This window comes from Cellulomonas sp. Leaf395 (assembly GCF_001424125.1).
GTDB lineage: Bacteria > Actinomycetota > Actinomycetes > Actinomycetales > Cellulomonadaceae > Cellulomonas.
Map to the genome: position 1 here is coordinate 279,132 of NZ_LMQI01000001.1, position 13,520 is coordinate 292,651.

11 protein-coding genes, 1 tRNA gene and 2 pseudogenes are annotated in these 13,520 nt (G+C 72.0%); 4 read left to right on the top strand and 10 right to left on the bottom strand.

The genetic code is table 11. The features are described 5' to 3' along the window. Positions 1–33 precede the first annotated feature (33 nt). A complete protein-coding gene (locus ASG23_RS01345; protein WP_157465464.1) occupies positions 34–306 on the top strand; it encodes a hypothetical protein in 273 nt (90 codons plus the stop codon). Here ASG23_RS01345 and ASG23_RS01350 read toward each other — a convergent pair. Continuing rightward, positions 303–728, bottom strand: coding sequence for a UTRA domain-containing protein (locus ASG23_RS01350; RefSeq protein WP_235520790.1), 426 nt, complete (start codon positions 726–728; stop codon positions 303–305). The genes ASG23_RS01345 and ASG23_RS01350 overlap by 4 nt on opposite strands. 64 nt (positions 729–792) lie before the next feature. Here ASG23_RS01350 and ASG23_RS01355 point away from each other — a divergent pair. Then, positions 793–884: transfer RNA gene (locus ASG23_RS01355), tRNA-Ser, on the top strand. A 37-nt stretch (positions 885–921) separates the two neighbouring features. On the opposite strand, the pseudogene ASG23_RS20830 reads toward ASG23_RS01355, so the two are convergent. From ASG23_RS20830 to ASG23_RS01385, 4 genes and pseudogenes are all read right to left on the bottom strand, one after another. Next, positions 922–1,806 (bottom strand): annotated as a pseudogene (locus tag ASG23_RS20830) (integrase core domain-containing protein). Between the two features lie 50 nt (positions 1,807–1,856). After that, entirely contained in the window at positions 1,857–2,678 is an 822-nt protein-coding gene (locus ASG23_RS20835) for an integrase core domain-containing protein (protein WP_442856798.1), read from the bottom strand. Continuing rightward, positions 2,594–2,962 (bottom strand): annotated as a pseudogene (locus ASG23_RS20840) (hypothetical protein); the annotation flags it as partial. The pseudogene ASG23_RS20840 and the gene ASG23_RS20835, both read right to left, overlap by 85 nt. Before the next feature lie 77 nt (positions 2,963–3,039). Further along, complete coding sequence (locus ASG23_RS01385; RefSeq protein WP_056019026.1) at positions 3,040–4,452, bottom strand: hypothetical protein; 1,413 nt, start codon at positions 4,450–4,452, stop codon at positions 3,040–3,042. 373 nt (positions 4,453–4,825) lie between these two features. Here ASG23_RS01385 and ASG23_RS20845 point away from each other — a divergent pair, with 373 nt between their 5' ends. After that, a complete protein-coding gene (locus ASG23_RS20845) occupies positions 4,826–5,221 on the top strand; it encodes a hypothetical protein (RefSeq protein WP_157465465.1) in 396 nt (131 codons plus the stop codon). Positions 5,222–5,401: 180 nt separating this feature from the next. Here the strand turns inward: ASG23_RS20845 and ASG23_RS01395 are convergent, their stop codons facing one another. Further along, positions 5,402–8,008 carry an MMPL family transporter gene (locus tag ASG23_RS01395; protein WP_056019032.1) on the bottom strand — a complete coding sequence of 869 codons (2,607 nt, stop codon included), beginning with the start codon at positions 8,006–8,008 and terminating at the stop codon, positions 5,402–5,404. Beyond that, on the bottom strand, positions 8,001–8,726 hold the full coding sequence (locus ASG23_RS01400) for a TetR/AcrR family transcriptional regulator (protein ID WP_056019038.1): 726 nt from the start codon (positions 8,724–8,726) through the stop codon (positions 8,001–8,003). Before ASG23_RS01400 ends, ASG23_RS01395 begins: the two co-directional genes overlap by 8 nt. Positions 8,727–8,844: 118 nt before the next feature. Between ASG23_RS01400 and ASG23_RS01405 the strand changes: the two genes are divergently transcribed. Beyond that, entirely contained in the window at positions 8,845–10,365 is a 1,521-nt protein-coding gene (locus tag ASG23_RS01405; RefSeq protein WP_235520793.1) for an RNB domain-containing ribonuclease, read from the top strand. Here the strand turns inward: ASG23_RS01405 and ASG23_RS01410 are convergent. The 3 genes from ASG23_RS01410 to ASG23_RS01420 are packed head-to-tail and all read right to left on the bottom strand — an operon-like array spanning position 10,302 to position 13,395. Beyond that, complete coding sequence (locus ASG23_RS01410; protein WP_056019041.1) at positions 10,302–11,039, bottom strand: glycosyltransferase; 738 nt, start codon at positions 11,037–11,039, stop codon at positions 10,302–10,304. The genes ASG23_RS01405 and ASG23_RS01410 overlap by 64 nt on opposite strands. After that, positions 11,036–12,397, bottom strand: coding sequence for a PIG-L family deacetylase (locus ASG23_RS01415; protein WP_056019044.1), 1,362 nt, complete (start codon positions 12,395–12,397; stop codon positions 11,036–11,038). The genes ASG23_RS01410 and ASG23_RS01415 overlap by 4 nt, the downstream gene beginning before the upstream one ends. Continuing rightward, positions 12,391–13,395: an acyl-CoA dehydrogenase family protein gene (locus ASG23_RS01420; RefSeq protein ID WP_056020586.1), complete on the bottom strand. Its 1,005-nt coding sequence runs from the start codon at positions 13,393–13,395 to the stop codon at positions 12,391–12,393. The genes ASG23_RS01415 and ASG23_RS01420 overlap by 7 nt, the downstream gene beginning before the upstream one ends. Positions 13,396–13,520 lie beyond the last annotated feature (125 nt).

Genomic DNA, 13,520 nt, shown 5'->3' on the forward strand with positions numbered 1-13,520 from the left:
GCGGTGACGGTGTCGCCGGGCCGCGTGAGGCGCGTGAGGGTGTTCTCCGTCGAGCTCGGCGGAGCCGGGTTCACCCTGCACGCCGCCGAGGGCCCGGTCGTCACCGCCGGCCAGGTCGTCGTCAGCTGGGACGCGTCCGCTCTGGGCGGGCGCTCCCCGGTCTGCCCCGTGGTGGCCCTCGACGCGGGCGCGATGTTCTCGCCGCCTCCGAGGGTCGCCAGCATCGCTGCCGCCTGGTCTCTGCTCTGCGGCCTCATGGTCGTCCTCCTGCGGTCGGTGTCTTGCGGGCTCGAAGTCGCGGCCTAGCGTCCTGGGACCAGCGCGGGCCGTGGTGCGCGCACGCGGACCCACACGCTGCAGCGGTCGGCGCGGGAGCAGGCGCGGGAGAACATCGCCGCGGGCGTCGCCGAGCTCGAGGAGGGACGCCTCGGTGTCGGTGGCTTCGTCGGGGGACAGCGTGTCCTCGCCCCACTCGCGGCGAGCCCGCGCTCGCGCAGCGCCTCGTAGCTGCTCGCCGGAGGGCCGTCGTCGAAGAGCGTGGGCACCAGGGCGACGAGCACCCACGCCTGCTCGATGCAGATGGGGGTGCCGTCGGCGCTGCGTACCCGGTAGAGGAAGAGCACCTTCTGGTGCGGCTCGAACTCGAGCGCGTTGGCGACTTCGGGGGTCGCCGCGACGACTTGGGCGGTCAGCACGGTCGTCGCGGGTCCCATGCCGCGTCGGCGCATCTCCTGACCATAGTCGTGCGAGGGCTTGTGGGAGACTCGTGCCGCTGCGGGCTCGTCCCGCGCGGGAGGGCTGTCTGAGCGGCCGAAAGAGACGGTCTTGAAAACCGTTGGAGCGGGACAACCCCGTTCTCGTGGGTTCGAATCCCACGCCCTCCGCTCTGTGATCTCTCAGGAGATCGGAAACGGGTCGAACCTATGGTTCGGCCCGTTTCGTCGTTCCGGGGCGTGGTGGTTGGCGTTGGTAGTCGCGCGTGGTGTCGAGGGTGAGCTCGCGTAGGAGCTCTCCGGTGCTGGCGTTGATGATGCGGATGTCCAGGTCCTGGATGAGCAGGATGACGTGGGTTCGGGCGTGGGTTCGGCCGATGCCGATGTGGTGCAGTTGGCCGGCGTGGCGGATGGTCACGACGCCGGTGTCGTCGATGCGGTCGTGTCGGACGCGTTCGTGGGTCGCGGGGTCACGGGTGGTCGCGGGCAGGGCTTTGGGTCGGCCGGTGTAGAGCGTCGCGGGGGGTGGCCCGGTGTGGCAGGGACCGGTGGGGTCGGTCGTGGTTGTAGGTCGTGACGAAGGTCTTCAGGTGGTCCTGGATGGCTTCGATCGTGGCGGGTTGGTCGGGTCGGGCGCGGAGCCAGTTCTTCATGGTTTGTTGGAAGCGTTCGACCTTTCCGCAGGTCGTGGGGTGGTTCGGGCGGGAGTTCTTCTGCTCGACGCCGAGGCGGGCGAGCTCGTGTTCGAGGGCGTTGCGTCCGCCGCGTCCGCCGGCCAGGCGGGTAGTGAAGACCATGCCGTTGTCGGTCAGGGTCGAGGCGGGGATGCCGTGCTGGGCTGCGGCTTTGCGGAACGTGCTCAGCACGATCGGTGCGGTGACGCGTCGGTGTGCTGAGACGTGCAGGGCGAACCGGTTGCAGTCGTCGAGCCAGGTCGTCGTGAGCGTGGCTCGTACGCCGACTCACCCTCGGCCCGGTAGCGGGCCACGAGCTTGCTGACCCAGCCCTTGGACATCCCGTACTCGCGGGCGACCTCGGCCTGCGAGCGTCCCTCGAGCACGACCGCGGTGATGACCAGTCTGAGCTTCGACACGACCCGACTCTGGTCGTGCCGTGTCTCCTATGTCGTGAGAGATGCGTTTCCTATGTCCTGACGGAACACACCACGCCCTCCGCTCTGTGATGTCGCAAGACATCAGCGACAGCCCGACCCATCGAGGTTCGGGGCTGTCGTGGTTGTTGGGGTTGGTAGTCCCTGGTCGGGTCGAGGATCAGCTCGCGCATGATCTCCCCGGTGGTGGTGTCGATGACGCGGATCTGTAGGTCCTGGATGAGCAGGATGACGTGGGTTCGCGCGTGGGTTCGGCCGATTCCGATGTGGTGGAGCTTGCCGGCGTGGCGGATGGTGGCGACGCCGTGTGCGTCGATGCTGTCTGAGCGGACTCGTTGGTGGGGTTTGTCGTGGCTGGTGGGTCGGGCCTTGGCGCGGGCGGCGGAGGCGCCGGCGGGAGTTCGGCCGGCCAAGGAGCGGTGCGGGCGGGCGGTGTTGTAACGCTCGGGCCGCTGGTCGAGCAGGGACTGCAGCTCGGCCAGAGTGGTCGCCGTGGAGCGTCCGGCGAGCCACTTCTTGAGGGTCTGCTGGACGCGTTTCGACCTTCCCGCAGGGGGGTCGGGCGGGAGTTGCGTTGCTCGATGTCGAGGCGGGCCAGCTCGGACTCGAAGGCGTTGCGGCGCCGCGACCACCGGCCAGGCGGGTGGCGAAGACCGTCCCGTTGTCGGACAGCACCGCGGCGGGGATCGCGTTGTCGCTGATCGCGGGTCCGGAACGTGGTCACGACGTCGTGCCCGCGGAACCGGTGGTGGGCGGTGCAGGCCAGTACGAACCGGGAGTGGTCGTCGATGAAGGTCAGGACGTCGGTGTCGGTGCCGTCGGTGAGCCGGACGTGGGTGAAGTCGGTCTGCCACGGCTGGTTGGGCAGGTGGGCCTCGAAGCGGTGTAGGACGAGCGGGGACGTTTGGACGGGGTCGGGTCGAGCAGTCCGGCGGCTCGCAGGTGCCGCCAGGTCGTGGCGGGCGACACGATGCGGTCGTGGTGCCAGGTCACGTGCCTGGCGATGGTGTGCGGGCCGGCGTCCAGGCCGTCGGCGGTCAGCTTGCCGCGCAGCTCGATGATGAGCTCGACCGTGTCGGGGTCGGTGGCGCGCGGGATGTGGTGCGGGCGTCGTGAGCGTGGCTCGAAGCTGCCTCACCCTCGGCCGGGTAGCGGGAGACGAACGGCCGGGCCCGCCCCCACGCAGGGAGCGGGCCCGTCTCGTTGCGGAGCGGGTTAGCCCGCCGACGGCAGAGCAGGCACCAGTGGCGTCCCTCCGCCGCCGACGTTAGTCGCGGAGTTGTTCGTGACGGCTCGCATCAGAGGCGACAGGATCTTCCAGTCCTTGTTGATGTTCGCCGCCTGCGTGGCGTCGCATGTGTGCTCGCAGAACAGCGCCTGCGTGGACGAGCGCACAAGGACGTGCGCGCCATAGTTCTGCAGCGCCCGGGCCAGCGCCTTGCCCTCGGCCGTCAGGGGGAGCTTGCTGAGGTCCACCGAGCTCGGGATCGAGAACAGCTGACCCATCGGGATCGAGCCTGAGTACGCCGTGGTGCCGTTGGAGTCCTGCGTGCGGGACGGCCAGACTGGACCGCTCTTCAGCTGGGCGTCGGAGAGCCCGAGCGCGAGCGTGTGGTTGATCGAGAGCTTCTTCAGCTCCTGCGTGCGGATGAGGCCGGCGAAGAACGACACGCCGGACGCACGAGAACCGTCTCTGAGGCCGTCGGAGCGCAGGTCCTGCTTGACGATGCGGGTCGAGGTCCACTGGTCGGTGCCGACGTTGGTCATCTTGTAGAACTCGTAGGCGGTCACGCCGTCGGGCTGGATGACGCCGACGTGCTTGTCGGTGCCGTAGGTCGGAGCCGTGTTGCGGGGCACGCGGACCTGCACGACCTGGCCGTTGTTCGGGTTGGTGACCGTGGCGATCGGGTCGCTCGTCGTGGCGTAGAAGACTGCGATCGACCACCGTGCGGAGTTCACCGTCGGCGTGGTCAGCGACAACTTGCTCGTCATCGGGCCGGACGCGGACTCGAACGTGGCGCCGGATCCGATCGAGGTGTTCCAGGGCGCGGCTGACGAGAACGGTAGCTGCGTGACGTCACGGCCCGAGACGGGCGTCGGCGTCGTGGTCGGGATGGGCGTCGGCACAGGTGCCGGGGCGAGCGCCGGGGGGACGGTGAGTGTGGCCGTGCTCCTCGGTGCTTTCCAGTCGACCACGGTGCCGTGGCTGGAGACTATGTACCCCTCGTCGTGCACCCAGACCGCCGAGCATGTCGCCGCGACGCCGTTGGACCACATGGTGGACCCGCTCGCGCTGACGAGTACGAGCTTGCCACCGGTCCGCAGGTCGAGGTGCGCGCCCGCGCCACCCTGCTGCACCCAGCGACGGCCGCCCGTGGAGGTGTTCGCCAGTGTCAGCGAGCCATCGGCGGCCATGGTGAGCTTGAACCGGCCGTTCGCGGAGGTCAGGACCTTGCCGGCCGTGAGCGACTGGCCCTCGACCAGCGTGTTGACGGCCGCGGGTGCACACGTCGTGGACGTTGTTGCGACGGGGGTCGAGGCCGAGGCGGCAAGCGGGACCGCGGCGGAGGAGAAGAGCCCCGCGACAAGCACGGACGCGAGCAGGAGGGGTCGACGGACGACATTCATCAGTGGCTCCAGAGATCGGGTCAAAGGTCGCACAAGCACCCTCGAAAGGCGCATGGGGCAACTGCGCGAACAGCAAGTATTAGCGGTCTTATCGGGCGTTTCTCCCGGTTCGTGGGCCCGGGTTCATGCGGATCGTGACCCTATGAGTGGCCTGGGAGCCGGCTGGGAGCGGTCCCCGGCGATGTGACCAGTGAAGATGTCGACATCGTGCCCGGTATTGCCGTAAATGCGGCAGTCGGAGCTCCGACGGAATTGTGCGCTCAATGTGTCTGACATCACACCAATGCGTGGATGGTTCATTTCCGACATTGTGGACAAAGGTGGGTGATCACTTCCGTAGCACGTGCGCGTCGGGCCGCCGCAGGCTCGCGGCGTGCCTCGACGCCACGTCCAGCTGCACGCCCGCCCGCCGCAGGAGGCGCAGGGCGAAGCCGTCGACGTGCTGGTGCGGCGCGGTCTCGCCGCCCTGCGCGTGGAGCTCGGCGTGCCCGAGGAGTTCCCGGCGCACGTGCTCGACGAGGCGAAGGCCGCCGCGGCCGGCGTGCCTGAGGGAGAGCGGTCCGACGCCACGGACATCCCGTTCGTCACCATCGACCCCGAGGGCTCGAAGGACCGGGACCAGGCGGTGCACATCGAGCGCCGCGACGACGGCTTCCGGGTGGTGTGGGCGTCGCGAGTCTGGCCTCGTCCACGCCAGCCACCGCCGTCAGGCATCCGTCCGAGCTTCTTGACGTCAACGTGGGCAAGCTCACCGGGCCGGGTGCGTTAGCGCACCCGCGGTGGTCTTGCTGGCCCGAACCAGTTGGCCGGCAAGCGGGTCCAGGACATGGCCGATGAGCAGATGGCGACCTCGCCAGTCGAGCTCGGCCTCAGCGTGAGGACAGAGGCCCTCCGGTGGGTATGGGCCTTCGACAAGCCCAACCCAACCGGAGGTTCTCCCGTCGACTGCTCAGGCGGTCGGCTCGGCCGCCGTCTCCCGTGCGACTCCCTGCGCGATCTCGTGCTCGTGCGGGTGGCGACGCTCCAGGGCGGCACCCTCGACGTCCACGTCCGGCAGGACCTTGTCGAGCCAGCGCGGCAGCCACCACGCCCAGTCCCCGGCGAGGTGCATGAGCGCCGGGATCAGCACCATGCGGACGACGAACGCGTCGACAAGCACGCCGAACGCGAGCGCGAACCCGATGGGTCGGATCATCGCGGAGTGGGAGAACACGAACCCGCCGAAGACCGCGATCATGATGATCGCCGCGGCGGTGACGACCGACCTCCCGGCCCGCAGCCCTTGGACGACGGCGATGCGCGAGGGAGCGCCGTGCGCATACGCCTCCCGCATGCCGGAGCCGAGGAACAGCTGGTAGTCCATCGCGAGGCCGAACAGGATGCCGACGAGGATCGTCGGCAGGAAGTTCAGCACCGGGCCGGGTGTCTCGACGCCGAAGACGCCGGACAGCCAGCCCCACTGGTAGATCGCGACGACCCCGCCGAGCGCGGCGAAGAACGACAGGATGAATCCGAGGGTCGCGACGACCGGCACGAAGATCGACCTGAACACGAGCACCAGGATGACCAGGGAGAGCCCGACCACCACGAGCAGGTACGCCGGCAGCGCGTCGGCAAGCGTGGCCGAGACGTCGATGTTGCCGCTGGCCTGGCCGGCGACCCCGATCTCGACACCGCCGTCGAGGGTCAGGTCGCGCAGCGTGTTGACGAGCTCCTCGGTGGACTCGCTCGTCGCCCCCTCGGCGGGGATGACCTGGAACGCGATCGTCGTGCCGTCCTCGGACGTGCCGAAGGGCGCGACGGCGACCACGTCGTCCTGCTCGAAGATCTGCTGGGCGATCTCGGCCTGCGTGGCCGTCTCCTCGCCCTCGGCGGGCGCCTCGGGCAGCGACGCGACGACGAGGAGCGTCCCGTTCTGACCCTCGCCGAACTGCTCCGCGATGGTCGTGTACGCGCGGTACTGCGTCGACTCGTGCGGTTCGGTCGCACCGTCGGGCAGGCCGAGACGCAGCTCCAAGGCCGGCAGCGCGATGACGACGAGCGCAGCGACGCACGCCAGGGCACGCAGCACGGCACCGGGCGTCGACATCGGGCGCAGCGGCTTCGCCGACGCCGCCGCCGGCAGGACGCCGCCGTCGACGTCCGTGGCCGAGGTCAGCGCTGCCCGCTCGCGGCGGTTCAGCACGCGGGTGCCGATCATGGCGAGCAGCGCCGGCGTCATCGTCACCGCGATGAGGACGGCGACCAGCACGCAGAACGCTCCGACGGTGCCCATGAGCCCGAGGAAGGGGATGCCGGTGATGTTGAGCGCGAGGAGCGCGATGAGGACCGTCGCACCCGCGAACACCACGGCGTTGCCCGAGGTGCCGTTCGCGATGCCGATCGACTCGTGCACGTCGTAGCCCTGCTTCAGCTGACGCCGGTGCCGGTTGATGATGAACAGCGAGTAGTCGATCCCGACGGCCAGGCCGAGCATCACGCCGAGCATCGGGGTGACCGACACCATCTCCACGACGCCGGACAGCGACATCGCGCCCAGCGCACCGATGCCCACACCGACGAGCGCGGTGAGGATCGGCAGGCCGGCGGCCACGAACGTGCCGAGCATGATCACGAGGACGATCCCCGCCACGACGACGCCGATGACCTCGCCGGGGCCGAGGAGCTCGGGCACGCCGCCCGCGATCTCGGCGGAGAAGTCGGTCTCGACTCCGTCGATCGGCTCGAAGGAGGCCATGAGGTCGTCCTTCGTCTCCTGCGGAAGGTTCATCGCCGCGACGTTGAACGTCACGGGTGCGACCGCGGCGCTGCCGTTCTCGGAGACCAGGCGGACCTCCGCGGCCATGTCGAGCAGGGCGGCGCCTGCCTCGAGCTGCGGCTCCTGCGTCTCGAGCTCGGCGGTCCCGGCGTCGATGGCGTCCTGCTGCGCCTCCGCGGCGGCACGCTGGGCGTCGAGCTGCGCCTGCTGAGCGTCGAGAAGCGCCTGCTGGGCGTCCAGCTGCGCCGCCTGCGCGGCGCCGGCCGCTCCGGCTGCGTCTGCCTGCGCGCGGGCGGCGTCGAGCTGTGCCTGTCCGGCATCGATCTGCGCCTGACCTGCCTCGAGCTGCTCCGTGCCCGCGTCGAGCTGCGCCTGACCGTCCTCGAGCTGCTTCTTGCCCTCGTCGAGCTGCGCCTGACCGGCCTCGACCTGCTGGCGCTGCTCGTCGAGCTCCGCCTGGGTGGCGAAGGGGTCGACGACCGCCTCGACGCCGGCGATGTCAGCCGCACCCGCCACCTGCTCGGAGATCGCGGCCTGCTGCTCGGCGATGAACGGTTCACCGTCCTGGGTGGAGAACACGATGGTGCCGGAACCGCCGGAGGCCTCGGGGAGCTCGGTCGCGAGCATCTCGGTGACCTCGGCGGTCGGGGTGTCGGGGATCGAGAAGGCGGTGGCGAGCGTGCCGCCGGCGACGACGAACGCGACGCCGACGGCGACGAGGACCGCGAACCACGTGGCGACGACGGCGCGCGCGTGGCGGGCGGCGCTGCGGCCGAGGCGGTAGAGGAGTTCAGCCATGGTGGTCTTTCCGGTCGGGGAGGGACGTCAGGATCGGTGCGGGTGCGGGCCGTGGGTGGTTGTCCGGTGCCGCTCGGCCGGACGCCGGTGCGTCGGCGTGGCCGGTGCGCACCGCCGTGAGCAGTCGCTCGACGAGGTAGGCCCAGACGTCCCGGGAGCGCGTGTCGTCGCCGCCACCGGTTGCTGAGCACCAGTGTCGGTGCAGGACGAGCACCCCGCTCATCAGGGAGCCGACGAGCAGGTCGACGTCGAGCCGGTCGGCGTCGGGGTGCCGACGTACGAGCTCGGCCGACATGCGTTGGCTGACGTCGGTGAGAGCCTGGCCGACCATCGCCGCCTGGCGTGGCGTGAGCTCGTCGCCGCCGCCGCGGAGCACGCGCGTGAGGTACGCCATCGGCGTCACCAGGTCGGTCGCGGTCAGCGCGTGCGCCAGCTCGTCGAACATGGTGGCGCCGGTGGACGCCGCGGTGTGCGCCTCGAGGCTGTCGAAGACGGTGCCGAGGATCTCGCCGCAGACGGTCGTGACGACGTCGTCCAGGGAGTCGAAGTGGTTGAACACGGTTCGCCGGGACACGTCGGCACGGCGCGCGAGCTCGTCGACCGTGAACGTCGTCCCGCCGGTCTCACGCATGAGCGTCGCGGCGGCGTCGACGATCGAGCGGTGGTGGCGCTCGCGCAGCGCGGCGCGGCGGCCGGCCACCGGCGGGTCCTCGAGCATCTGGCGACACTAAGTGCATCGATGCACTTAGTGCAAACGCGGCGCACGTCGCCGGTCGGGTTGACGACCAGTCCGCGTCCGACGGGCGCCGCCGCCGGGCCGCACCTAGGCTCGCGCCGTGCCCCGACGCCACGTGCAGCTGCACGCCCGCCCGCCGCAGGAGGCGCAGGGTGAAGCCGTCGACGTGCTGGTGCGGCGCGGCCTCGACGCCCTGCGTGTGGAGCTCGGCGTGCCGGCGGAGTTCCCGCCGCACGTGCTCGACGAGGCGAAGGCCGCCGCGGCCGGCGCGCCTGAGGGAGAGCGGTCCGACGCCACGGACATCCCGTTCGTCACCATCGACCCCGAGGGCTCGAAGGACCTGGACCAGGCGGTGCACATCGAGCGCCGCGACGACGGCTTCCGGGTGCGGTACGCGATCGCCGACGTCGCCGCGTGGGTGTCACCGGGCGGCGCGATCGACGACGAGGCCCGCGCGCGCGTCGAGACCCTCTATGCCCCGGACGGTCGGACACCGCTGCACCCGCCGTTGCTGTCGGAGGGGGTCGCGAGCCTGCTGCCGGACCAGGTGTCGCCGGCTCTGCTGTGGACGATCGACCTCGACGCCGACGGAGCGCCCGTCGACGTCGACGTGCGCCGTGCCTCTGTCCAGAGCCGGGCTCAGTTGACGTACACGGGTGCGCAGACGGCCCTGGACGAGGGCACGGCCGACGAGACGCTCCAGCTGTTGCGAGAGGTGGGCATCCTCCGGGAGGCCGCGGAACGTGCGCGTGGTGGGATCACGCTGCCGACCCCGGAGCAGGTGGTCGAGCAGGGCGCCGACGGGGTGTGGACCCTGGGCAGCCGCGCGACGCTGCCGGTCGAGGAGTGGAACGCGCAGATCTCGCTGCTCACCGGCATGTGCGCGGCCCGGCTCATGCTGGACGGCCGCATCGGCATCGTGCGGACGCTGCCGGACTCGGACCCCCGTGACGTCGAGCGGCTGCGCCTGTCCGCGCACGCGCTGGGCGTGCCGTGGCCACAGGGCGCGACCCCGGGCGACATCATCCGCGACCTCGACGCGGGGGAGCCCGCCCACGCAGCCCTGCTCACCGACGCGACCTCGCTGCTGCGCGGAGCGGCCTACGTGGCGTTCGACGGCGAAGTGCCGACGGCCACCATGCACGCCGCGATCGCCGCGCCCTACGCCCACACGACCGCGCCGTTGCGCCGGCTGGTGGACCGGTTCGTCGGCGAGACGTGCCTCGCGCTGTGCGCGAACCGCCCGGTGCCGGACTGGGTCCGCGACGCGCTGCCGGAGCTGCCGGGCCTCATGGCGTCAGGGGACAAGCGCGCCGCCGAGTACGAGCGCGGTTGCCTGGACCTGGTCGAGGCGGCGCTGCTGACCGGGCGGGAGGGCGAGGTGTTCGACGGTGCGGTCGTCGACGTGCGTGCCGACCGCGACACCGGGGTGGTCCAGCTGCGTGACCCGGCCGTCCGTGGACGCATCGAGGGGGTCTCGCTGCCGTTGGGCGAGGACGTCCGGGTGCGGCTGACCGAGGCGTCCGTCGAGCAGCGCAAGGTGCTCTTCGAGCTGGCTCACGCCGACTCGGCCTCGTCGGCCACCGAGTCCTCCCCAGCACCGAACGCCGAGCGCAGGTAACCGGCGTACCCGCCGGGCGTCCGGCCGATCAGGCGCCCGGAGGTGAGCACGTCGCAGGCGTCCGTCGCGACGACGCGCGCCCCCGACGCGGCGAGCGCAGCCACGAGGGCGACGTCCTCGTGCTCGGGCAGGTCGGGGAAGCCGTCCGCTCGCAGGTAGGCGTCTGCCCGCACGCCCAGGTTGGCGCCGTGCACGTGCCCGTTGGGTCGACCGGGGACGCGGGTCGCGCGCCACGCGGCGACCTGCGTCGGGGTGAGGTCGGTGGGGTCGGGCCGGACGGTGCCGACCACGACGTCGGCACCCGCGTCCGCCAGCCGCACCTGCTCCAGGATCCAGCCCTCCGGGACGACGGAGTCGGCGTCGGTGCTGGCCAGCCACGTGCGGTCGGCGTCGGAGGTCGAACGGTCGAGGGCGTCGCGCACGCCCGCGGCGCGCGCGGCACCGGCCCGGCCCGCGTCGAGGTCCACGAGCCGCACGTCGAGGTGCCCGAGCGCGACGGACCGGGTGCCGTCCGTGCATCGGTCGAGCACGAGGACCAGATCGACCGTGAGGCCGGGCAGCACCGCCCGAGCCGCCTGCCGGGCTGCCTGCAGCGCACCCAGGCACCGACCGACCAGCGCCTCTTCGTCGCGAGCCGGCACGACGACGACCACGTGCTCGATCCGCGGTCTCATGCCAGCCCCGTCCGTTGCGCCACCGATCGGGCGTCGTCGCCGTACACGTCGAGCAGGAAGTCCTTCTCGCGGTGCTCCGCCAGGAGCGTCAGGTCGGTGGTCCGGCGCAGCACCCGGTGCACCTCGTCGCCGGTCAGGGGGTACGCGTCGACCGGGTGGCGCCAGTGGCAGGCGAGGAGGGTGCCGCGGGGCGCGAGGCGGGCCCGCAGGTCGGCGAGCACCCGGTCCAGCGTCGCGCGGTCGACGTAGTAGCCCACCTCGGACAGGACGACGAGGTCGAACGAGCCCGCGGGCACGGCGTCGGCTACGTCGGCGACCTGCACGTCCACCTGCGTCAGGGTAGCGACGCGCTCCCTGGCTCGCTCGACCGCGGCCCCCGACACGTCGACGGCGAGCACGTGGTCCGCGCGCTCGGCCAGCAGCGCGGTGAGCACGCCGATCCCGCAGCCGACCTCGAGGACGTCCCGGTACCGCCGGTCCGGGAGCGAGGCCAGGGTGAGGGCGCGCTTGCGCTCCTCGTACCACCGGTCGGTGTACCCCCAGGGGTCGTCGTGCCGGTCGTAGGTGGCGTCGAAGAACTCTCCCGTCAGCGTGGGCCGGGCGGGCTCCTGCGCGACGACGACCTCGACGTCGCGGTCGAACATGCGCAGGAACGCCGGGTGCAGCGTCGGCGCGTCGCGGGGGTCCGCCGAGAGCGGCCGGACCTGCGTGGCGTGCGCGGCGACGGCCCGGTGCTTGCGGACCACCGACCGGTCCGCCAGCTCGACCACCCGAAGCCGGTCCCAGGGCACCCGGGAGTCGTCCGGGGTGGCCCAGTGCCACAGCCACAGCGGGTACTCCAGGAACGTGCAGCCGAGCTCGTCGGCCAGGGTCGCGCAGACCTCGCCGACGATCCGGTGGTCCCGGTGCCCGTCGCCGCGCCAGGTCGCGACGAGCTGGTCGACCGGGGGCCCGTCGGTCAGCAGCGCACGCAGGTCGGCCTCGACCGCGTCGCGCTCCTCGCGCAGGCCGCCGTCCGGGTGGCCCAGCATCGTGATGGTCGAGCCGGGCGAGAGCTCGTGCACCGCCTCGACGACCTCCGCCCACCGGCGCCCGGCGAGCGCGTCCGCGTCGAGGGTCGGGGATCCCGGGTGGGAGGCGGTGCCGTCGGAGACGACCACCACCTCGGCCGGGTGCCCCGCGTCGGCCAGCTCGGCCAGGATGCCGCCGGCGCCCAGGGTCTCGTCGTCGGGGTGCGCGGCGACGACCACCGTGCGTCCCGTCCGTCGCAGGGCGAGCGCAGGGAGGTCCCGGAAGCGAGAGTCGGCGGACCACACGGCGGCGGGCGTGCCGGGCGCGCGACCGTCGAACGTCACCACGGCGGTCCCTCCGACGCCAGCGACCGCCCCAGCGACGCGTCGTCACGCTCGGCGTGCTGCTGGCGCACGTAGACCTGCAGGTCGGCGACCCGCTTGGCGTGCTCGGGCTCGAGCGCCAGGGGAGCAGGGCCGAGAGCGTGCGCCGCGCGCGCGAGCACGTCCTCGCAGACGCCCGCGACGGTCGCCCGGACGCGCTTGGCCAGGACGCGGCCCTGCACCGCGTCGAGCGCGTACCCATCGACGAGGGACGCGGCCTCGGCGAGCGCGCGCCGAGCGTCCTCGAGCCGGTGGTCGACCGCACCGAGGTGCATCGCGAGCAGCGGGTCGTCGCGCCGCGCCGTCTCGGCGTGCACGCGTCGACCGATCCCGACGGCCCCGCCGAACCAGCAGGCGGCCACCCCGATGCCGCCCCACCAGAACCCGGGACGGTCCAGGTACCAGCCGGGCGCGCCGACGGGTGTCGCGGCGACGTCGTCGAACGCCACCGCGGTGCTGGGGATCTCCGTCAACCCGCGGGACGCCCACACCTGGTCGAGCACCCGGACCCCGGGATCATGCAGGTCGACCGCAAACAGTGCGCGCCCGCCGTCGGCGAGGTGGGCGGTGACCAGCGCGGCGTCCAGCCTCCCGGCCAGCGAGCACCACGGCTTCGTCCCGCCCAGCCGCCAGCCCTCGCCGACCTCGACCGCATCCAGCCGCACACCGGGCCCCTCGGCGGCGAACACCCCCCAGGTCCGGCCGTCGCGGGCGGGCGCGCCGGCCTGCGCGAGGATCGCCCGGGCGTCCAGGTGCGGCTCGACCGCGCGCGCGACGCCGAGGTCGGCGGCGCCCAGGGTCGCCAGGAGCTCCCAGAGCTCGCGCGTCGCGCCCTGGCCGGGCAGCAGATCGTCCGGCCAGCCGACGACGGCGCGCAGGGCGTCGTCGACCGACCGCGGGACGTCGAGGGTCGACGGACCGGTCCCACCGAACGGCTGAAGTCGCACGGCGTCGTCGACCATCGTCATCTCCGGGGGCCGCGCATCGGACCGCTGCTCGATCCGTCGTCCCAGATAATCACCGCGACCCGTCCCGCGCGCGACCTGGGACGACACCGGTGCGCGGACGGAGGCCCGCGTGGCAGGGT

Coding starts and splice junctions, on each gene's coding strand:
- ASG23_RS01395 (WP_056019032.1), bottom strand. CDS start 8,008: ATGGCTGAACTCCTCTACCGCCTCGGCCGCAGCGCCGCCCGCCACGCG.
- ASG23_RS01420 (WP_056020586.1), bottom strand. CDS start 13,395: ATGGTCGACGACGCCGTGCGACTTCAGCCGTTCGGTGGGACCGGTCCG.
- ASG23_RS01410 (WP_056019041.1), bottom strand. CDS start 11,039: ATGAGACCGCGGATCGAGCACGTGGTCGTCGTCGTGCCGGCTCGCGAC.
- ASG23_RS01400 (WP_056019038.1), bottom strand. CDS start 8,726: ATGCTCGAGGACCCGCCGGTGGCCGGCCGCCGCGCCGCGCTGCGCGAG.
- ASG23_RS01350 (WP_235520790.1), bottom strand. CDS start 728: ATGCGCCGACGCGGCATGGGACCCGCGACGACCGTGCTGACCGCCCAA.
- ASG23_RS01385 (WP_056019026.1), bottom strand. CDS start 4,452: ATGAATGTCGTCCGTCGACCCCTCCTGCTCGCGTCCGTGCTTGTCGCG.